The 22367-nt window shown below is 40.9% G+C and carries 16 protein-coding genes and 1 tRNA gene; 7 read left to right on the forward strand and 10 right to left on the reverse strand.

The genetic code is table 11. The features are described 5' to 3' along the window. Positions 1-305 precede the first annotated feature (305 nt). A complete protein-coding gene (locus JWR61_RS22700; RefSeq protein WP_301929997.1) occupies positions 306-3611 on the forward strand; it encodes a carboxypeptidase regulatory-like domain-containing protein in 3306 nt (1101 codons plus the stop codon). 91 nt (positions 3612-3702) lie between these two features. Here JWR61_RS22700 and JWR61_RS22705 read toward each other — a convergent pair whose 3' ends face one another. Next, a complete protein-coding gene (locus tag JWR61_RS22705; protein ID WP_301929998.1) occupies positions 3703-5886 on the reverse strand; it encodes a DPP IV N-terminal domain-containing protein in 2184 nt (727 codons plus the stop codon). Between the two features lie 210 nt (positions 5887-6096). Here JWR61_RS22705 and JWR61_RS22710 point away from each other — a divergent pair, with 210 nt between their 5' ends. From JWR61_RS22710 to JWR61_RS22720, 3 genes are all read left to right on the forward strand, one after another. Continuing rightward, the gene (locus JWR61_RS22710) at positions 6097-6480 is read left to right on the forward strand and encodes an RNA-binding S4 domain-containing protein (protein WP_301929999.1); all 384 of its coding nucleotides are present in this window, start codon (positions 6097-6099) and stop codon (positions 6478-6480) included. Positions 6481-6588: 108 nt separating this feature from the next. Continuing rightward, positions 6589-7269, forward strand: a complete 681-nt coding sequence (gene trmD, locus JWR61_RS22715; protein WP_301930001.1) for a tRNA (guanosine(37)-N1)-methyltransferase TrmD — start codon at positions 6589-6591, stop codon at positions 7267-7269. A gap of 92 nt (positions 7270-7361) precedes the next feature. After that, positions 7362-7433: transfer RNA gene (locus JWR61_RS22720), tRNA-Glu, on the forward strand. A gap of 170 nt (positions 7434-7603) precedes the next feature. Here JWR61_RS22720 and JWR61_RS22725 read toward each other — a convergent pair. Beyond that, positions 7604-8557 carry a fasciclin domain-containing protein gene (locus JWR61_RS22725; RefSeq protein WP_301930002.1) on the reverse strand — a complete coding sequence of 318 codons (954 nt, stop codon included), beginning with the start codon at positions 8555-8557 and terminating at the stop codon, positions 7604-7606. A gap of 423 nt (positions 8558-8980) precedes the next feature. Between JWR61_RS22725 and JWR61_RS22730 the strand changes: the two genes are divergently transcribed. Continuing rightward, positions 8981-9943, forward strand: a complete 963-nt coding sequence (locus JWR61_RS22730; RefSeq protein WP_301930003.1) for a hypothetical protein — start codon at positions 8981-8983, stop codon at positions 9941-9943. A gap of 125 nt (positions 9944-10068) precedes the next feature. Here the strand turns inward: JWR61_RS22730 and JWR61_RS22735 are convergent, their stop codons facing one another. Both JWR61_RS22735 and JWR61_RS22740 read right to left on the reverse strand, forming a co-directional pair. Continuing rightward, on the reverse strand, positions 10069-10470 hold the full coding sequence (locus JWR61_RS22735) for a DUF2809 domain-containing protein (RefSeq protein ID WP_301930004.1): 402 nt from the start codon (positions 10468-10470) through the stop codon (positions 10069-10071). A 736-nt stretch (positions 10471-11206) separates the two neighbouring features. Further along, positions 11207-12610, reverse strand: coding sequence for an MBL fold metallo-hydrolase RNA specificity domain-containing protein (locus JWR61_RS22740; protein ID WP_301930005.1), 1404 nt, complete (start codon positions 12608-12610; stop codon positions 11207-11209). 224 nt (positions 12611-12834) lie between these two features. Here JWR61_RS22740 and JWR61_RS22745 point away from each other — a divergent pair, with 224 nt between their 5' ends. Continuing rightward, entirely contained in the window at positions 12835-13467 is a 633-nt protein-coding gene (locus JWR61_RS22745; protein ID WP_301930006.1) for a flavin reductase family protein, read from the forward strand. 228 nt (positions 13468-13695) lie between these two features. After that, complete coding sequence (locus JWR61_RS22750) at positions 13696-14565, forward strand: hypothetical protein (protein WP_301930007.1); 870 nt, start codon at positions 13696-13698, stop codon at positions 14563-14565. 32 nt (positions 14566-14597) lie between these two features. Here JWR61_RS22750 and JWR61_RS22755 read toward each other — a convergent pair whose 3' ends face one another. The 6 genes from JWR61_RS22755 to JWR61_RS22780 all read right to left on the reverse strand — a co-directional run bounded on the left by JWR61_RS22755 (position 14598) and on the right by JWR61_RS22780 (position 22160). Further along, positions 14598-15083 carry a DUF4442 domain-containing protein gene (locus tag JWR61_RS22755; RefSeq protein ID WP_301930008.1) on the reverse strand — a complete coding sequence of 162 codons (486 nt, stop codon included), beginning with the start codon at positions 15081-15083 and terminating at the stop codon, positions 14598-14600. Positions 15084-15177: 94 nt separating this feature from the next. After that, a complete protein-coding gene (locus JWR61_RS22760; RefSeq protein WP_301930009.1) occupies positions 15178-15666 on the reverse strand; it encodes a thioredoxin family protein in 489 nt (162 codons plus the stop codon). Positions 15667-15726: 60 nt separating this feature from the next. Next, positions 15727-16656, reverse strand: coding sequence for an NAD-dependent epimerase/dehydratase family protein (locus tag JWR61_RS22765; RefSeq protein WP_301930010.1), 930 nt, complete (start codon positions 16654-16656; stop codon positions 15727-15729). 147 nt (positions 16657-16803) lie between these two features. After that, entirely contained in the window at positions 16804-18435 is a 1632-nt protein-coding gene (locus tag JWR61_RS22770) for a C1 family peptidase (protein WP_301930011.1), read from the reverse strand. Between the two features lie 107 nt (positions 18436-18542). Then, positions 18543-20960 (reverse strand): penicillin-binding protein 1C, encoded by a 2418-nt coding sequence (pbpC, locus tag JWR61_RS22775; protein WP_301930012.1) that lies wholly within the window; start codon positions 20958-20960, stop codon positions 18543-18545. Between the two features lie 174 nt (positions 20961-21134). Then, entirely contained in the window at positions 21135-22160 is a 1026-nt protein-coding gene (locus JWR61_RS22780) for a YhcG family protein (RefSeq protein WP_301930013.1), read from the reverse strand. Positions 22161-22367 lie beyond the last annotated feature (207 nt).

Consider the following 22367-nt stretch of genomic DNA (forward strand, 5'->3'; position numbering starts at 1 on the left):
ATTACCTGGCAGATCCGCATTATTTTGTTTTGCTTACGTTAAATTGAAAAGCCGCCAGCGTCCGCAAATTCGTAACAATTTGATCATACTGCCCGAATAGTTATTCGTTAAATATTTGTACTAAACAATGAAATCGATTCAATAGAATGTAGGGAATGCAGAATATTATTCAACCGAAATTAATAATGAAAAACGGAAGGTTATTTTTTCCCAATAACTGTTAAAATACAGTTAGAATTATACTTACTTTTGCGCCGCTTGTCATTTGAAAATGAAACACATTTTCGCACCAAATCTATCAACAAATGACAAGAAAGTTCAACTTGCTAACAGCCATTTTTCTCCTCTTTGGCTTTTTAGCAAATGCACAGGAAACTACTTCTGACATACAGGGAACTGTAACAGATGGTACCAACGCAGTAAGTAACGCAACCATTGTTGCAGTCCACACACCCACCGGTACTAAATACAGTACCACCAGCCGTAAGGATGGTCGCTATAATTTACCCAATTTACGCGTTGGCGGCCCTTACGAAATAACCGTAACTTTTATAGGTTACAAGCCGGCCAAACAGGATAACATCACCCTGTTACTGGGCCAGGAATTTAAGGCAGATTTTGCCCTTGTTCAAACATCCACCGATCTTACAGAAGTAACTGTTTCCGGCCGCAGGCAGGATAAAACTTTCAACAACAACCGCACCGGCAGCCAGGAAATTATCAGCCGTGCACAAATTGAAAGACTGCCCACCATCAACCGTTCTTTACAGGACTTTACCAAGCTGGAACCAACAGCCAACGGCCTGAATATTGGCGGACGCAGCAGCCAGTACAACAACCTTACTGTAGATGGTGCCAACTTTAATAACTCATTTGGTTTATCCGGCACATTGGGCGGGCAAACAGGCAGCGAGCCAATCAGTTTGGAAGCCATTGAACAGATACAGGTAAACGTTGCGCCATACGATGTAACCCAGGGCGGTTTTTCGGGAGCAGGTATTAACTCTGTAACCAAAAGCGGGACCAACCAGTTTAAAGGTTCTGTATATACTTACCTGAAAGGCCCGGGCACGCAGGGTTATAAAGTGGGTACTACCACCATTACAAAACCAGATTTTAGTTTTAATACCAGGGGTGCTTCGTTGGGCGGCGCTATTATAACAGACAAATTGTTCTTTTTTATAAGTGGAGAACAGGTAAGACAAACAGCTCCTGCCACCAGCCAGATCGCGTCAGACGGAAGTCATGCACCTGGTGGAAATGTATCACAGGCAAATGCAGATACACTTGCTGCATTGAGTTCTTTTCTGCAACAAAAATTCAACTATAATCCAGGCGCATTCCAGGGATATTCGTTTGAAACCAAGAGTGATAAAATCACTGCCAAGATTGACTGGAATATAAATAAGAACAATACATTTACCCTTAAGTACAATTACCTGAAGTCCTCATCTGATCAGTTTGCCAGCACGAGCAGACCGGGTAGCGGACAAATTACAGGCGGACAGCCGGGTACCAACTCTATGCCATTCTTTGGCAGCGGGTATGTAATCAATAATAACTTCAATATTGTAATTGCAGAAATAAACACCCGTTTTGGTAACAGGGCTTCCAACAAAATGCAGGTGGGTTATACTGCTTTAAGAGATTACCGTTCTCCGCATTCAAGCAGTTCTACTTTTCCTTTAGTGGATATTTTGAATGGCGCAGGCAGCATTTATACCACTTTTGGATATGAAATGTACACCTACAATAACTTGTTAAATACGGACGTATTTCAGTTTGCCGATTTCTTTAAATTTTACAAAGGCACACACGAAATAACTGTTGGTACACAGGATTACTACAGGAAATATAAAAATGCCTTTGCGCCGGGTTACCAGGGCGTTTACCAGTTTAACAGTCTTACAGATTTTTATAATAGTGTAAACAATGGCGATGCCAATGCTAAAAGTTATTACCTGCAGTATTCAGCATTGCCAGGTGGCGCATTTCCTTTTGCCGAAGCAGGTTCAACAGAACTGGGCTTTTTTGCACAGGATAAATGGCGTGCCAGCAAAAACTTTACGCTTACTTATGGCTTACGTACCGATTTAACCATCTACAACCAAACCTTTACAGACAATCCTTATTTTGATGCGCTGACTTTTAAAGACGGCAGCTATAACATTGGTAAGGCACCAAAAACAACTCCGTTGATTTCACCAAGACTTGGTTTTAACTGGGATGTGAAAGGCGACAGAAGTTTACAAATCAGGGGTGGTGCAGGTATTTTTGCAGGTCCGCCGCCTTTTGTTTGGATCAGTAACCAGGCCAGCAACAACGGTATCCAGTTTGGTTCATTCACCAACAGCACGGCTCCTAATCCTAACGCGGTTCCGCCCGTTGCAGGAAACCTGGTAGCGTTCAACGCAGATCCAACTGCCTATATTAAATCCGGCCCTAACACATCTTACAGTACTGCGCTGGTTGATCGTAATTTTAAATACCCGCAGGTATTAAAAACAAGTTTTGCAGTAGATAAAAAATTAGCCAACGATGTAGTGCTTACTTTGGAAGGAACTTATTCCAAAGACATCAATGCGGTGTATTACAGAAACATTAACCTGAACGAAAACAATGCCTTTAGTTTGGCTGGCGCCGACAACAGGGCACGTTACCTTACCAGCACTGCCAACTCAAATAAATATTACTCAGGCAAAACACTGGATAACCCCAATATTGGCAATGCCATCTTAATGAGCAACACCAGCAAAGGCTATTCTTATACACTAACAGCACGAGCGCAAAAGAATTTTAAAAACCTTTTCGCCAGCATTGCCTATACTTTCAGCCAGGCAAAAAACACGGCGGAGTTTGGAAGCACTGCTTCTTCTTTATGGGCAGCAAGAGCGGTACAGGGAGATCCCAATGCTGCTACTTTAGCCAACGGTGCCTTTTACCAACCGCACAGAATCATTGCATATGCATCGTATAAAATTATCAATTGCAAATATGCCACAACTTCTATCGGTGCTATTTTTGAAGCAGCTCCTTCCGGTGTTTCTTCTTATGTGTACAATGGAGATTTAAACGGCGATGGCAATACAGGTAATGATTTAATTTATATTCCTGCCAATGCAGGTGAAATTAACCTGGTAAAAGTTAACTCGGGGGGTTCCGGTACCGGCGCAAGTACAGATCCAAGATCAGCTTCGCAGATATGGAACCAGCTGAACAACTTCATTTCACAGGATCATTATTTATTGACACACCGCGGCCAGTATGCAAAGGCAAACGCAGTGGTATGGCCTATTTATAAGAGACTTGACTTAAATATTACGGAAGAAGTGTCTGTAAAAACCGGTAAGGAAAGACATACCCTACGTTTAACGTTAGACCTTGTAAACGCCGGTAATTTCTTTAATAAATACTGGGGAACTTACAAAACACCCAACCTGAGCAACTTCCTTAAATTTGAAGGTTTGGGCGCAGACGGAAGAACACCCGCTTTTTCTATGCCATACCTGGATGCTACCAACCAGGTGCCATTGGTAAACAGCTTTAAAGACAATACCAATATACTTTCCCGCTGGCAGATGCAGTTTGGAATCAGGTATTTGTTTAACTAATATTTGAAATTTAGTATAGTATAAAAAAGCCATCCTGTTAACCAGGATGGCTTTTTTATACCTGTTATGTTTTGCGAATTATCCTGGCGAGTTATCTTGCCCCCGGCGGACAGTTTGCCCTAAGATAATTAGTGTACAAAGTAACCAGGTGTAAACTGGTGCCCTCGCCTTCTGAAATGCTGTGTGTACGGTTTGGATAAGCCATAAACTGAAATTGTTTGTTGTATTTGATCAATTCGTTCAGCAATACTTCTGCGTTACTATAATGTACATTATCATCACCCGTTCCGTGGATGTACAATAAATTTCCTTTTAGATTTTTTGCATAGCTGATGGGCGAACCAATGATAAAATCTTCCTTGTTTTCCTGTGGCAGCCCCATGTACCTTTCCTGGTAAATATTATCGTAAAATAACTGGTTGCCTACGGCCGCGATGGCAATGCCTGTCTTAAAAATCTCCGGGTATTGAAACATCAGGTTCAACGTAGAAGAGCCACCGCCACTCCATCCCCAAACAGCAATGCGGTCTTTATCAAAATAACTTTTTGATATAATTTTTGTGGCAGCCTGCGCCATATCACGCACATTGAGGGTACCAATTTTACGGTAAATGGATTTACGCCAGGCCGCCCCCTTTAAAGAAGGTGTTCCCCGGCTATCCACCGCTACCTGGAAATAACCATCCTCGCTCATATCGCCATTGTATAAATAATTCTGGTGATTGCCATAGCTGTCGCCGGTTGTGGAGGCTGCGGGTTCGCCATACACATAAAAGACGGCCGGGTATTTTTTGGTGCTGTCAAAATTTTTAGGATAGTTAATCCATGCGTCCAGCTCAACACCATCATCAGTTGTAACTGTAGTGTAGCGAACGGTGCTGCTGTTATCTGTTTTAATAGTAGCCGCAATGCTTGTTGCGTTGTTCAATGCCTTATGATCGGGCAACGATACCCATTCTTTTACAGGCACAGTTTTATAATTGCTAAAACCATGACTTGCCCATTTGCCGTTGGGCGAAATAGTATAGCTATGCGTACCAGTTAAATCAGCCGGTGATACCAGGGTAGCATTGCTTTTACCATCCATCTTTACTTTGTATAAATACAGTTGCGTGGCATTGTTGGGCGAAGCCATAAAATAAATATAGTTACCCTTTTCATCAATACATTTGATAGATTCTACATCGTACTTGCCGTTGGTTAACAAGGTTTGTTTGCTGCCATCGCGACTTACCGAATAGATATGCCGCAAGCCATCTATCTCACTTACCCATACAAATGCCGCACCTTTATTAATCCATTCCCACCCAGTAGGGTCATCATCGTTCCAATAACTTTTTACCTCAATCCATGCTTTATCATTTTCTGAAAAGAATGTACGAGCCTGCCCGTTGTTGATGTTGCAGTAATACAATTTACTTTCCTGTTGTTTTCGGTTCAGTTGCTGTACTATCAATGTAGCAGCGTCTGCCCATTCCATACGCGGCAGATAATGTTGTTGCGGATCGCCTTCAATATTCATCCATTGCACCTGGCCCCCTGTTGAAGGTACTACGCCAATTTTTACCGGAGAGGGTGACTCTCCCACTTTTGGATATTCCACCGGAATGACCCGGGAATAATTGGAATCCGTTGTATTGAGCATATAATAATCTCTTATCTGGTTGGCGTCTACCTGCCAAAAGGCAATGTTTTTTCCATCGGGGCTCCAGCGAAAACCATCCCGGCAGCCAAACTCTTCTTCATACACCCAATCGAATGTGCCGTTGATTAATTTGCGGGTACCATCAGCCGTCAGCTGTGTTATTTTTCCTGTGGCAATGTCTTCGGTAAAAAGATTGTGCTCACTTACATAGCCCGCTCTTTTACCATCGGGCGAAAACTTGGCGTACATCAATGTCTGCGCCGGTTTATCTTTTCCCAGCTGTGTTAATGTATTGGTGGCTATATCCAGCACCCAGTAATCGCCCCTGGTTTTGTAGCGCCACACTTTAGCCGTGTTGGTAAATACAAGTAGTTTACTGTTGTCTGCACTAAAAGCAAAAGACGCGATGGATATCGCTTTGCCACCGGCCGGGGTTAATTGTGCTGCAGTTACCAACGCAGCTGCCTGTCCTGTTTTAATATCTACTTTTGATATGCCGCCGTTTTGCTTTTGGTAATAACTATTTCCATCCGGCGTAAACTGGATGGAAATTCTATATTGAGCCCGTAGCAGCTGTGTAGCTATTACAATAAAAAACAACAAAAAAACTATCCTTCTTTTACAATACATAAATAATAAGTTTAGAAAACTAAATTAAGGTAAATAATTAAAGGCTGGTTTCACGCAAACAGGGCAAAGAATACTAAGAACACAAAAGCTTTTGCCTCGTGCAAATTCATTTCATAGCAAAAGGAACAACAGCGGCGGCTGCCACTAAAGCATATTCCTTCTTTCACTGCGTTCTTTGCATGAAACAGCCAAAGCACTTAATTTTGCTATATGGAAAAAGAAAAACTTCGCATTGATAAATATTTGTGGGCCATCCGGCTTTTTAAAACCCGGAGCCAGGCCGCGGATGCCTGCGATAAAAGTAAAGTAAAGCTCCACGGAGACAATGTAAAAGCATCGAAGACGGTTACGGTGGGCGACGAATACGAAGTAAAAACAGAAGCTAAAAGATGGGTGATAAAAGTGACTGCATTGTTGGATCACCGGGTACAATATAGCGAGGCAATTAAACACTATACCGACATCACGCCGGCTGAAGAACTGGACAGAATTCAGTTCCAGGCGGCTACCTTTCATACCGGTAAACGCATGAGCAAACAAGGCCGCCCTACTAAAAAAGACAAGCGTGAAATTGATGGCTTTATGGATTTTTGATATTGCAAACATACCAGTTAACATTGCGGAAAATATTGCAATGAAAGGCGCCATAAGGCCTTGTGCTATTAATACAAACTGCTCATTTCACTTTCCTAATTTTACATCATGAAGATTGACATTATATCTGTAGTGCCTGCCCTGCTGGATAGCCCTTTTGCACATTCGATTATGAAACGTGCAAGGGACAAAGGTTTACTGGAGGTAAACTGCATTAACCTGCGTGACTATACTACTTATGCAAGAGCGCAGGTAGATGATTACGCTTTTGGTGGCGGCGCCGGTATGGTAATGATGATAGAACCATTGGTAAATGCGATTGAAAGTTTGCAAAAAGACACCATCTATGATGAAATTATTTTTTTAACGCCTGATGGAGAAACCTTTAATCAACAAACAGCCAACCAGCTTTCCCTAAAACATAACCTGCTGCTAATTTGTGGTCATTATAAAGGTGTTGATCAACGATTGAGAGACCATTTTATTACCAGGGAAATTTCTATAGGCGATTATGTGCTGAGTGGTGGTGAACTGGCGGCTGCTGTAATGGTAGATGCTATTGGCCGTTTAATCCCGGGTGTGTTGAATGATGAAACCTCGGCTTTAACCGATTCTTTCCAAGACAATTTATTGGCGCCGCCGGTATACACCCGCCCTGTTGAATTCAGAACTTGGAAGGTGCCGGATATTTTATTAAGTGGTAATCACGCTAAGATTGAACAGTGGCGGCACGATCAGTCGATGTTGCGCACAGCAGAACGCAGACCGGACCTTTTAAACAGGGAGTAATTGCAGGTGTAAATAATTTTATTTGCCATTATTTGTGAAAATATTTGGCTGAAAAACCTTCACTCGTTATCTTTGCCGTCCTTTAGCAATAAGCCGCGTTGGTCAAGAGGTTAAGACGCCTCCCTTTCACGGAGGAATCACGGGTTCGAGTCCCGTACGTGGTACAGCTTTAAAAGCCTTTCAGTAATGAGGGGCTTTTTTAATTTGGGTATAAGCACTTGGAAACTAAAAGGTTTACTTTATATTTTTTCATTACAGAAAAGTGCTGTTCCCTTTGCAGGAACAGCACTTTTTTGTACATGCAGATCAAAATACTAAACGATTAAATCCAGCATTAAGGCAATAACACCCGGTCTATTACATGTATTACACCATTCTTCGCCATGATATTAGCGGCTATAATATTAGAAGCCGATGTATTGGTATTGCCTTTTACGGTTGCACTGCTTCCGGATAATCCAATTGTAACTTTCCCCCCGTTAGCAGTAGCTGGCTGAGCCCCGTTCGTTAAGTCAGATGAGAAAATTCTTCCGGGAATGACGTGGTAGGTAAGAATGGAAGTGAGTGTATTGGCGTCCGCAGCTTTAACAGCATCAATAGTTGCAAAACCCGCCGCACGAAATGCATTGTTGGTTGGTGCAAATACAGTTAAAATACTTCCACCACTAAGGATGGCTGCCACATTTGTACTACCGGAACTTGCTTTAACCACCGCAGCTACCAAAAAGCTGAATGTAGTATCGGCAGAAGCGACTTCTACGATATTGCCGGCAGGGGGGAATAACACTTTTGAGATGGTGTGTATTACACCGTTGCTGGCCGCGACATCAGCTGTAACCACATTAACACCATTTACAAAAACGCCGCCGGAATTTTTGGTTACAAACACAGAGTCTCCACCAGCTGTAACTACTTTTGTATTCGGACCTGCAGGAACATCTGCTGCCATAACTTTTGCCCCTAACGTATGGTACAATAGTATCGCTTTCAGTTGATCGGCCGATAAGCTGCCTATAACTGAACTGGTTACTCCCGAAGATGTAAATGCATCATCAGTAGGTGCAAAAACGGTAAAAGGTCCTGTTCCATCCAGGGTTGTAGCAAGGCCCGCTTTTACCACAGCTGATTTTAACAAGGTGAAATTTGACCCGGCAGATACCTGGGCTGTGATGGTACCTGGCATAACCGGAGTGGTAGTGGAATCTTTTTTACAGGAAACCATTGTTGCACTAAACAGCAACACAACTAAAAGCTTTACAAGTGATCCTGATAAAAATAAATGCTTCATGATTTTTTGTTTTGACGGTTAAAATATTGTTTAATTATTATTCATCATCTTTAAACAAAACAAATCATACATGGTTCAGCTTTTGTCTCATTTTGTGTAAAAAAAATTCAAACCAGTAATTATTTCCAATACAGTTAATTGATATACAATGTGATAAGTAAAATAATAAATTTCAGGCTTAAACAGCTACATCTAACCCGTTTATCTTTTGTATAATTAATTTAAAATTTTATTAAACAAACATATTAATGAGGAAATACCCGTTTTGGTCAAAATACTCCGATTCCGTTAGTCAGGGTCACAGTATAATTTACCGGTAAACTTTTAGAAAATTACATACGCTTGCGTAGTTATACTACAAATTTCACATCGCTTTTTTATCTCCGTGCATTGCCCTAACTTACCGTTGAAAATGTTCAGTCCATGAAAAACAAACTGCTGCTAATTGGCCTTTTTATTGCCAATTTTCTGTCATACCATTTCAACAGCCTTGCCGGCGACTCCAAAAAAGATACGGTATTCACCGGTATTTATGTAACCGGTGTGCACGGCATTGATTTTAAACAAAAGGAATACACCATTGATTTTTGGCTATGGTTAAAGTATAAGAACAAAGACTTTGATTTTATACAGAACCTGGAAATACCACAGGCTAAGTCCATTTCAAAATCTTTTTCAACAGTAGATACCAGTAACGGTGTTTACCTGCTGTTGAAACTGCAATGTGTAATGAAAGATTCCTGGAAGATTGGCAACTTTCCTTTTGACCGGCAGAAGCTGAGGCTTTCGATAGAAAATTCACAATTCGATTCCCGTTCCCTGATTTTTGCGCCGGATACATTGGGTCAACATTATGACAGGCGTTTTATGTTAAGTGGCTGGAATATTGACAGTTTTAATATTACCATGGGCAACCGGGTTTATGAAACCGGGTTTGGCGATCCTGGTCTTGCGAAACCACATACAGAGTATAGTAACTTTAAAGTGGCCATTGTATTAAACCGGGCCGCGATGGGCTTATTCTGGAAAATATTTTTGGGAATGTACGTAGCTTTTTTGATTGCCTATACTTGTTTTTATATTCATGCCGATGGTATTGATTCCCGCTTTGGACTGAGCGTAGGCTCATTGTTTGCAGTAATTGGTAATAAATACATCATTGATTCTTCCCTGCCTGAATCTACTTCTTTTACCCTGGTAGATACTTTACACGGACTTACACTGTTCTTTATTTTCGCGGTGATTACCTGTACCGCTTATGCATTAAAATTGGTGAAACAGGGCAGAATAAAAGACGCCAATAAGTTTGACATGATTGCTGCACAAACACTGCTGGTAATTTATGTTGGGTTGAACATTTATTTTATTCATGATGCAGTAAGCTAACGTAGGGTAACAGGCGTGGTAACTGTATTAAGCAGCGGGGCCAATTACCATTCGTATTGCATTTTACAAAAGGGAGCAACTGCCATTAATAGGTAGCAACACGGACTGTTACAAAGTTGCCAAGATCATGCTTGCATCCTAACACCCTGTTTTAGAGCGATGATGTTTTCACTCAACAATACAATGGCAATACCAACTGTATAAGCAATTAAATCAATCCATTCAAAGGACGTTCCAATTACAACCCTGGCAATTGCGGAGCGCTGCAAACCAAGTAAGGTAACAATCTTAAAATACTGCATTACTTCAACCGTACAGGCAAATATCAGCACGGCAACTGCTGTTGAGGTTACTGGCGTATTTACAAAAGCCTTTACAAAACAATAAATCAATATAACCACCAGCATATCCCCAATATAAGGCCGGATAATTTGATCGTGAGCATACAAGGCGATAAGTACTTCTGCAAAAAATAAAATAAAAGCGGCTGCAAAATAAGCTGGTTTAAAGCGAACGGGTAGTAGCATCAGGTTTAAGGCATTAGCTGAACGAATAGGATAGCATCTAAAGTTATTGAAACTAAACTGCAATTGCGTGTATACTTTACAATTGTATCCGTAACAAGCGATGAAAGAATTCAGACCAACAAGAGATGCAGGCCGCCAGAATTGGCCATGGAGCGGGAACAAAACTGAATGGTGATTTTAGTATACAGACCAAACATGATTGATTAAGAACATAAAGATCTCCGGGATCAGTATAAGAAAAAAAGCAATAGACAACCGGTTTTGCGTTATTTTAAAACGCCTGCTATATTCGTTCCTGGAATTGACAATACTAAAATGTGAAAAGTAAATTATCCTGGAAATTACCATCGAGTGTGATCTGATTTTTACAAAAAGCAGCACTTTTACCAACGCTAATAAAAATAGAATTATTGCCAGTATCAACTCTGCTGCCATTGAAGGGTTACTCAGTATATTTTTTATCATATTAGAGTATTGTATAAGTATGTAAGTTAAGGCTCAAGCACGCCTGCGTAAAATAAAAACATGCCAGCCGTAAAGATAATATTTAGAAGGCAGTTACAATAAAAATTAAGTCCATAAAGGATGTAGAAAAACTACTACAAACTGTAAGTGTGGCATCTTATTTTGATAACATACAATGCTATTTGCCTAAGGTTTCCGTAAAGGACTTAAATGGAACGCCATTAAGATAGAGGCTCTGCTGAAACTGATAAAGGAACTATAAAAATATTGACTACATCAATTTTACTGCTGAATGTAGTTCTGGTATAGTAACATTGGCAAAGCCTTTTCTTAACAGCCTTTGCCTGAAATCCGTCTGTACATCATATTCACCATGCACTAAAAATAGTTGTTTCACCTGTGCAGGATCCTGGCATGCCAAAAACTGGCATAGGTCTTCATAATCACCGTGGGCGCTCATGCTGCGCATTTCGCCAATTTCCGCATTTACTTCATGTGGCTGCCCGAAAATACTTACCTCCTTGGGATGTTTCATTAGTCTGCCGCCAAGTGAATTGGGCTCGCAATAACCGGTTAACAAAATGGTATTGCGACTATTCTCAATATTGTTGCTGATGTGGTGTTTTATTCTTCCCGCATCTGCCATACCACTTGCAGAAATAATAACGCAGGCCCCTTTATAATAATTAAGATTCTTTGACTCTTCAACGGAGTTAATAAATTTTAACCCTTTAAAGCCAAATGGATCATCATCATTCTCTATTACTTTCCGGATGCGGTCGTTAAAATATTGCGGATAACTTTTGATGATGGTGGTGGCTGTTTTGCTCAGCGGACTGTCTACAAAATATTCCAATGGGGGAAGACGGTTTTCAAGTTCAAGCTGGTTAAGCGCATATAAAATTTCCTGTGTGCGTCCCACACTGAAGGCTGGCATAATCAACTTGCCTTTTTTTGAAATACAGGTATGGTTGATCCATTCCAGTAATGCATCCGGTGTGGGGTTGTGTTCATCATGCAGGCTGTTACCATAAGTGCTTTCTATCAAAATATAATCTGCCTGTTCAAATCTTTCAGGCGCTTTTAAAATTACATCACGGTAACGGCCTACGTCACCGCTGAAAGTAAGGCGGGTTAGTTTTCCATTTTCGGTAATTCTTAAATGTACAGCAGCACTGCCGATAATATGACCGGCATCTGTATAACAAAATTCAATGCCGGCTTCAATAGTAAACCAGGTATCGTATTCAATTGTTTCAAAAAAGTCAACCGCTCGCAGTGCATCCGCGGTAGAGTATAACGGCTGCAGGTAAGGTTGCCCTTCTGCTGCCCGGCGTTTATTTATAAATTTTAAATCACTTTCCTGTATGCCGGCAGAATCTTCCATCAGCACAGCGGAAAGATCTTTGGTAGCTGGTGTAGCAAATATTTTACCATTGAATCCATCCTTCACCAGCTTTGGTATTAAGCCGCTGTGATCAATGTGGGCGTGTGATAAAATAAGGTAATCTATTTCAGCAGGTATAAAACCGAAACTTGAATTGAGTTCATCTGTCTCCTGGCCCATGCCCTGGAACATACCACAATCCAGTAATATTTTTTTGCCGTTGTTTAAAGTAAGTAAGTGTTTGGAACCTGTTACGGTTCTTGCAGCTCCGTGAAAAGCTATTTTCATCGTCAGAATATATTTAGTGTTTGAAGATAGCGAAAAGCGATTGTGTAAATAATAAATACCAAAAAATAAATTGGATTTTTGAGCAAGAAATATAAAGAAATTAAATTCAGTTGTATCACCTCACTGTCAAAGAAATACAATGGGCTAACCGGTACTTTGGAACGGCCACTCAACAAATTTAAACAAGGAATGTTCTATTTGCTCAACTAGTTAAATAAACCAACATGCAGCATTATTCCATCGATGAAATAAAAACATGGGACCGATTTTACCGGGCCAATTTTATCAATTGCTTAAGTGGTTTTAAAGGCGCCACTTTAATAGGCACCATCGGCACAAATAAAGTAGCCAACCTGGGTGTCTTCAGTAACCTGGTACATCTTGGTTCAGATCCGGCATTGATTGGCTTTATCAACCGGCCCAGGGAAGCTGCTCCGCACACCATTGCTAATATTGAGTCAAACGGTATGTATACCATGAACCATATTCACCCATCATTTATACAAAAGGCACACCAGGCAAGTGCGAAATATATAGCAGATGAAAGTGAGTTTGAAGCAACGGGGCTTGGTATAGAATGGAGGGAAAACTGTACCGCACCTTTTGTTGCTGAAAGTAAAATCAAATATGCAATGGAACTGGTAGAAATCATTCCTATCCGGCACAACGGAACTTTCTTTATAATTGGTAAAGTACTGGACGTATATATCGATAAAACTATTCTTGCCAGCGACGGCTATCTTCACCTTGAAAAAGCGAACAGCGTTTGCAGTCTTGGCACAGATGGATACTATGCTACAGATTTGTTAGGAAGATTTGCTTATGCCAAACCCGGCAAGCCGATCGAGAAAATATAACTTGACTAATGTAAAGAATTTTAATTCCCATCCATAGTTTGTATCCGCCGAAGTATTACAATATTGTATGCGAAAACCGGATTTTAACTGCTATATTATTTTAAATAAATAAATACTTGTCCAGATCATTTTTTGTATTAATTAATTGTTATTTTTAAAAACAATTCAGTTAAGCATATTAAACGCTATTTGTCCCTTTTTCTACGAAAGCATATTGTTAATTTTAAATTGATTAGTATGTTATCAACGGATAATAAAAAACTGCACAAACAATTTGCCCCTTCACCTGAACAGAATTATGTACGGGTTAAGACGAATGCTTATTTAGGTGAAATCAGCTCACTAAGTAGTTACATTATTTCAGTACCCATTGTATTAATATCAAGTTATTTATTTTATAATGTTGCCGATGGGGATACAGTTATTGCCTGGGGCAAGGAGGATAGTTTTTTTGAATGGCTCACTTCCCTGTTTTATTTTATAGCAGCTGTTTTGCTGGTAGTTACTTTCACAAAGAACAGAAATATATTTCTACTCTTGTTAGCACTGATATTATTTTTTGGCGCCGGAGAGGAGATTAGCTGGGGACAGAGGGTGTTTGGATTTGCAACGCCGGAAGAGATTAATAAAATCAACGTGCAGCATGAATTTAATATTCACAATATGATTGTATTTGATGGAAAAACAATGGATGGTGAACTAAAGCATGGTATATCAAGATTCTTAGGAATGGATTTGATGTTTAAAATATTTACCGTTGTTTTTGGAATGGTGCTCCCTTTTTGCGTTTATCATTTTAAATCGATATCTACTATTGCTCAAAAATATAAAATACCTATCCCCCCAATTTCAATCGGCGTTTTTTTTCTTGTGTCGTGGTTGCTATTAAAACTGTCATTAGCGGCAATTCCTACTGTTTCAGCAACTGCATCTGCTGATGCCATTCGTCATTATTGGAGGATATATATGGCAGGTCCGGAGATTGCAGAATTTATAGGCTCATACACGTTGGCAATCATTTGTCTCTATTTTTATAATTATCGTAATAAAAATATTATGGGTAAAGATTTTAAGCAACTAGGTTCCATTAACGCTTAACAAACCTACATTTTAGTATCTGTAAACAAATACTACTTTTTAGCTTTGAAAGACCATGTTATAAAAAACTCTGCCACGAGTTCTCCGTTATTATTAATTCCGGTAGATTTTACTTTGATTGTTTTACCCTCGCCCGATGCTATGGCGGCTTCAATTGTTTGATTAATATCAAGTCCCTGTGCACATGTAAAAGTTGTGATGCCTGTTGCCTTTTTAAAATAGGCAGCTTCCAAACCAGTCACCAGCATGGATATGGCAGGACTACTTTTGTAGGTATGCATCATAGCCAGCACGCCGGTGCTGAGTTCTGCTGCCATGGCGAGACAGGCGAAATAGGTTGATTTAAAAGGGTTTTGGGAAAACCATTTGTAAGGTACAGTTACAGTAGCACCTGCTTCATCAATTTGTTGAACCCTTACTCCTGAAAAAAAAGCAGCTGGTAATTTGGTTAGCAAAAAAAGCGGAAACTTAAAGCGGTTACGCACAAGCTGGATAAACTCATCTTTATTGGAATTCATTATACATGTTTTTTCACACAATGATTACAAGAGATACAAAGTACACAAAGAAGCATATCAACTGAAATTTTATTTGCGGAGAAATGACCAGTTATTATTTATAGTTTTCAGCAGCCAAAGATTTTGGTGTCAATTGTTGTAAAAATTCAAATACTTTTTTTTGATCGTAACTCTTCTTTCCGTCCTCCAGGTATTCGCTGTTTTGGGTGTGGATGCGCTGACCTTTGGCATCCAAAATAATAAATACCGGAAAGCCGAAACGCTGCGGGTAACCATATTTTGCAAATACATCTTCATTCTTGTTTTCCTTGCTGAAGTTCAACTCGTACCAAACAAAGCTGCTGTTGATCAATGAATCGATCTGCGGATTTGCTTTGCTGATTTTTGCAAACTCCAGGCACCAACTGCACCAGTTGCCGCCTGCCTGCAACACCACAAATTTATTTTCGGCAGCGGCTTTTTTTACGGCAGCTTCAATATCAGCTTTGGCATCAGCTGCCGGATTGTATAATTTTTTTTCCTGTGCACAAATGGAAAATGATATAAGCATCAGGGTGATAAAAAAGAACAGGTTTTTCTTCATAGGTTTAAAGATAAATGATAATTGTTTGCAGATGGATACCGCTAAAATAAAATGCCTGTTTTAACTTTGCTTTGTTTGTGCGATGGTCTCTTTTACGCCCTGCTGATAAGTAGTTGGTGTAAAGTTAAACCGGGTATTAAATTTCGATGAATCGAATACATAGTCGCGGTCGTACTGGTACATCATTTCTGGCATCTCTCGCATAAGCGGCATGAACAGGCCCAACAATTTAAGTAACCACATGGGCAATGTAAAAATCTTGTCGGGTACATTCATTTCCTTTGTAAAAAGATTGATCATTTCTTTGCCAGTCAATGTATTTTTATCTGTTGGTAAATGCCACACCTGTCCGTAAGCATCGGGCGTATTTCCCAGTATGGCCGTGGCTTTTGCAGCGTCCGGTGTAAAGGTAAAAGAATGTTTTTTATCTGTTTTTATAAACCAGTTGGGCCTTTTACCTTTTTTGATATTTTTATAAACGACTTCAATCAAAAAACTTTTGTCATTATCCGGCCCGTAGAAATCGGCAGAGCGTGCGATTAAACCGGTTAGTCTGCCTTGCTTTACGGCGGTCATAAGCATGTCTGCAATTTGCCTGCGCACCATTCCTTTTTTGCTGGGCGGATTGATGGGCGAATCTTCCGTCATGTACGGTATGGCATTGATATCATAGAGATATACGTTATCAAAGAACACCAGTTTGGCATTGTGTTTACTGCAGGCGTCAATGGTGGCCTGCATTAGTTTTGGCCATTTCTCCTGCCATATTTTTAAAGTATATTCAAAACCGACAAGCAGATAAACAATGTCTGAGCCTGCAACGGCTTTCTCTACCTGAGCAGGATCTGACAAGTCTGCCGGGAAGAGCTCATCCGTTGCATTCACTTTTTTTGGATTGCGGCTTACGAGGCGGATGCTGCTGGTATAGGTTGTTAACTCTTTGGCCAGTACCGAACCGATTGTTCCGTTTGCTCCTAAAATTGTCTGCATAATTTATTTGCTTTAGACCGTCCGTTTTAAAATAAACTTAAAATGCGTACACGCCCGCTCCGCTTCGATGAAAGTTCCTTTTTGCACAGTCGTACAAGAGGGCGACGCAACGATGATCCACATTGCTTCTTAGCCCGGACCATTAATTTATTGCTTATCTATTTCAACCACGCAACCAACCACTTTATTTTTATCCGTGGCATCTGCTTTAAAATAGATGCCTCCATTATTGGTGCTATTGAAATTTACATTTTTTATGGCCGCACTACTGATGACTTCATTTAATTTACCGGCGTAAGTTGACTGGCTGCTCTTGTTAATAGATGCATTGATGGCGTTATAATCCAGCGGTTCCTTGCTAACCACGATGCCCATAAAATCTTTTGTGCCCAAACTATCCGCACGGATGGACTGCGCTTTTGGAAACAGCCTGTAACCCGTGATACCGCAATACGGCGAGTGAATGGGTTTGTAGGGAAACAACACAAAACTACTGCCGGCAGGGTTGGGCGTAAACAAATAAATGTAGCACTCAATGGCATTTTTGATTTCTATTTTAAACTTAGTGCCTTTGCGTACAGGCGTAGTAGTTATGAAGGTATTTGCAGTGCTCACTTTTAGCGGAATGTATTGTTTGGTATCGTTGTTTACGAGGCCAATATTGCATTCAAAATCTACGTTCAATGCAGCTCCTCTTTTTGGCATGGGATCGATGCCATAGGCTTCTCTTACAAACCCTTTAAAATCACCATAACGAACCCAGCCAATGCCGTTTTGTCCCCACTCCGGTCCCCAACTGTTCATGATCTGGAAGGCGCCGCCTTCAAGGCGATCATCATACCCTATCACACACAACGCATGTCCTCCAAAGCCGGTCTGGCTATAGTCTTCCTGTGTTGGGTGCCATACTTTCTGGCCCATCATACCTTCCATAAAACTGCCTCCTACCATCATACCAATAACCACCGGTGCATCTTTTGCAAGATGTTCTTTTACGGCACGCATACTTAAATTGCTAACACCATCACCCTCTGTTAAACGGTTAAAACCATGCATGCGGTTTTGTGCCGCTTCACTCATCATTTGATTGGTGGGTTGACGACTGCAATTATTTTCATCGTATGGAAATTCATTAAAAGGAACAGCGCCTTTGTTGGTCATAAATTCCATGGCCTTCAAAATGAAAGAACCCTGGCAGCCATCCATACCGATTTGGTTGTATAAAAATGCAGGGCTAAAGGCTACATTATTTGGATTTTGAGCAGTGCTGGCACTTTCAATAATACTGCGGGCGGCATAGCCACTGCTCCAGGCTACGCAACTGCCCTGCTTGCCCTGGTTCTGCCGGTCGGGCGCAAAGCGCAGCAGGGAAACACTTTCAGGTAAAGGATTTTTTGTGTTGTCATCTTCCAGGCCTTCGTACACGCTGGCTTTTTTAAATTCGTTGGGATCGAGTGTGCCGCCTTTTGTAAAATTAGACACTACATTGGCAACAGTAGAAAGCCCAGTACAGGATTGGTTGCGCAAAAGAAAATAGCCACCTGCTGCTAATACGAGTATTAAAATCATACCGCCACCACAGCCGCCTTTTCCACCGCCACTACCTCCACCGCCTCTTCCGCCAAACAGGCTGAATACAAGCGGTAAAAAATTCAGGAGTGTTCCCAAACCTCCTCCTCCGCCACGCCCGCCACCTGAGCTAAATCCACCACCACCGTCACTTCCACCATTGTAATCATCATTGCTGTCCTGTGGATCGTCTACCATTTCCAATGCCATAAAATATTGCTTTGATTTGTTTATTGATAAATAAAAATAGGAGATTTTTTATAACCGGCTTTAGTAAATTTATCCGAAGCTCTTTCTTTATGCCGCAAGGCTTTGAATCAATTCTTTTCTTTTTCCAGTATTTCAAACTGTCTTGAAACACTTACTCCATTTTCATCTACCAATGTAATGATGTGTTTTCCGGGTGAAGGATTCAAAGCGATCTGGTGAAAGTTTTGTGTAGTGCCTGCAAAATTATCATCGAGGCTCCAGTAAATTTTTGCGCCGGCCCGCCGGTGGGCGGCGGTAAAAATGGTATTGCCTTTTTGGCCGCTTACTTCGAAGGGTACATATATTTTTGCATCAGGTTGAGGATAGATAATTTCTATCAGCCGGCCTGTCTCTGCAAAATTACAGCCGGGTTTAAAAGCAGGCAACACTTTGTAATCGGCATTTTTTTGTTTGTAATAATATTCCATAGCAGGGGATAAAACGAACCAGCTTTTATGCTGCATGGCAGATGGACTTTCACAATCTTCTGTAACCCGGTACTGGCCGGCTGCATCGAGGTTAATCATTTTATGGTATGGACAGAGCGGGGCTTTTTGTCCGTTGACGGGCATGAATAAAGTATCCACATCCGGGCAATCTATGTTTGCACGAAAACCGCTTTGTTTGCACACGGCTACATTGCTGTAATTGTAAGCAGGCTTATTAAACCAGGCCACATTGGGTAATAACCGAAAAATATCAAACAATATAGGTGCCGCTGTTTTAATACCAATCAGTCCTGGTCGCCCTACTCCGTCCGTATTTCCTACCCACACAGCCACTACATTTTTTGGCGTGATGCCAATCGCCCATCCGTCCCTGAAACCAAAGCTGGTACCAGTTTTCCATGCAATGGTTTGAGAAGAAACAAATTCCTGCCACAGGCCTTCTTCACCAGGCCGCATAACTTCCTTCATGGCCTGGAAGGTGAACCAGATGGAAGTCGCGTCCAGCGGAATATTTTTTTTCACCGCATTTATTTTGGGCGCCGGCAGTTTGTAATTGGGTGGATGAAAATCATTGGTATTAAGATTGCCTTCATTTTTTGCCTGGTGATTCAATGCCCTTGCCATAGAAGCGTATACACCTGCCAGGTCCCACATGGTTACTTCGCAACCACCGAGAATCAAACTAAGTCCGTATGTATCGGCGGAGCGGTTGAGGGTTGAAATGCCGCACTGTTGCAGGGTTTCGTAAAAGCGCTGGTATTTATATTGCTGCAATAATTTTACGGCCGGTATGTTGAGGCTTCTTGCCAGGGCATTGCTTGCAGGCACGGCGCCGTCATACCCCAGGTCAAAATTTTGTGGCGCATAATTGCCGATTTGCATAGGAATGTCTGCAATGATACTGTTTGGTAAAATCAATCCGTCGCTTAGCATGGACGCATATAGAATTGGTTTTAGTGCACTGCCCGGGCTTCGGGGCGCCGCAATTACATCTACATCACTTTCCATTTCCTTATTGGCGGGATCATAAATATTGCCCACATATGCCAGCGTATTTCCGGTCTCCACATCCAGTACCAATGCACAGGCATTGTTGATGCCATTGCCTTTTAAAACAGACTGGTGTTGCTGAACAATATTAGCCACCTGCTTTTGTAAACTGACCTCTACAGTAGTAATTACTTTCGTTTGTTCGTTGCCGCTATGATCATTTTTAAAGCGTTGAAATAAATGCAGCGCATTTTGTGGTAAAGTTAAAGGTTGGCCAGGTAAGGGTTCCAGCTTGGCCAGGTTGCAACTGCTTTCATCAATTTTATGATCACTTTTAAGTTTATCCAACAACCGGTTACGTTTCTTTAACAATATGTCCCTGTTTTTTCCCGGATGTACGAGCGCTGGCGCATTGGGTAATACGGCCAGCGCAGCCATTTCCCCCCAGCTTAATTTATCCGGGCTGCGGCCAAAGTAGCGCCAGGCTGCTGCATCCAATCCTACTACATTGCTTCCAAATGGTGCATTGCTGGCGTACATTGAAAGAATCTCTTTTTTTGAATACGAAACCTCTACCCTTACAGCAAGGATACTTTCCTTTATTTTGTTCCAGATACTGCGGCGGTTGTCTTCTTTTGATAACCTGATTACCTGCATGGTGAGGGTGCTGCCACCTTGCGCTGTCTCCTTGTTTTTGATGTCTTTTATTAATGCCCTGCTGATGGCAATTGGATCTACACCCGGATGGTAAAAAAAACGTTTGTCTTCAAATGTGGTGATGCAGTCAATAAATTTTTGCGGTACATTTTTGTTGGGTGGGAAACGCCACTGGCCATCTGCTGCAATGGTAGCGTTGAGCAGGTTACCATCTTTATCTTCGATGATGTAACTTGTTGGAGCGTTGAATAATTGTTTGGGTAATGCAAACCAGAACCAGGTTAACAATATCGGTGAGAGCAGCAGCCCCCATCGCCTGAATGGTGGCTTAATGCGGAGTTTACTCCAGCCATTTTTAGTGTTTGTATTTTTATTTTCTTCGGTGGGCACTTTAAGGATAATTCATTTTTCTTCGTTTGCTGATTAATTCAAAAAAGGTCCGCTTCAATTTGGCAGACAGTGTCTGCCAAATGTTATATCTTATTGCGGAGTTAGCAAATACACTTCAGAAATTATCTTCAAAGTCTTGCGACTTCGTAGATGTAATGCCCGTTTTGATCGTAATTATTTACCTTCTATTATTGCTTTTACTTTCTTTTGCAATTGCTTTTTATCTGGCAGGTAAAGCTGATATTTTGAAACAAATATTTTATTGGAAATCCCTCCCGTTGCGTATTCAACCAATACTTCGTCTTTTTCTGTGGATAAAATAATCCCGATGGGCTCATTGTCGCCTACTACATTTTCTTCAGTTTTAAAATAATTAAGGTACAGATTCATTTGCCCGATGTCACCATGGTTTACCTTCCTGATTTTAAGATCGATGATTACAAAACACTTTAAAATGCGATGGTAGAAAACAAGATCAATTGAGTAGTGCTTATTACGAAGTGATATTTTATATTGCCTGGCGACAAAGGTAAAACCTTTGCCCAGCTCCAATAAAAATTGCTGTAAATTATCAATTATCTTTTGCTCAAGTCCCCTTTCAGACATGCGGTGACTTATGGGAATTTTAAGAAAGTCCAGCACATAGGGATCTTTTACTACTGTTGTTGCATCAGCTACAACATGCCCTTTTTTTGAAAGTTGCAATACTCCTTTTTTATCTTTACTTAATGCAAGTCGTTCAAATAAAGAAGAATCAATTTGTCTCTCAAGTTCCCTTACAGACAGTTTTTCATTAATTGCCTGTTTCAAATAAAACCTTCTTGCGGTATCATCAGTAATACTAACTAATGCTATATAATGGCTCCAACTCAATTTGGCAGACACTGTCTGCCATTTCTGATATGCAAGGTAAAATCTACGCATGTCCAAAATGTTGCGTCTGCCAAATCCATTGCCATACCGATATACTAAATCCTTTGAAAGCCTTGTCAGTAGCTCAGTTCCGTATTCTGCCCGCTCCATTCCCTGCTGCTCAAATTCAACAATATGTCTGCCAATTTCCCAATTGGCTTTTACCAATTCAGTATTAATTGCCCTTACTGCATTTTGCCTGGCCACCTCAATTGTATGACCAATAGCAGCTAACAGTCTTTCGTATTTGGGTTTTGCAGGCTTCATGTTTTCTTTTGCTTTACTCATCAACAACAGTTACAATTTACTTATTGATTTTAGAAAAAAGTTGTTCCAATTCAATTCTATTTTACCACTGTTTAAAAAAACTCCGTTTATGTTTTTTTGAATTAAGCACCTGCTTATATCAATACAGTAGCAAGTTTAAAGCGTTGCCAAAAGCCATAAAAGTATAAGAGGGCGATGCAACAATGATCCACATAGCTTCTTAGCCCG

Source organism: Ferruginibacter sp., assembly GCF_028288465.1.
Classification (GTDB): domain Bacteria; phylum Bacteroidota; class Bacteroidia; order Chitinophagales; family Chitinophagaceae; genus Ferruginibacter.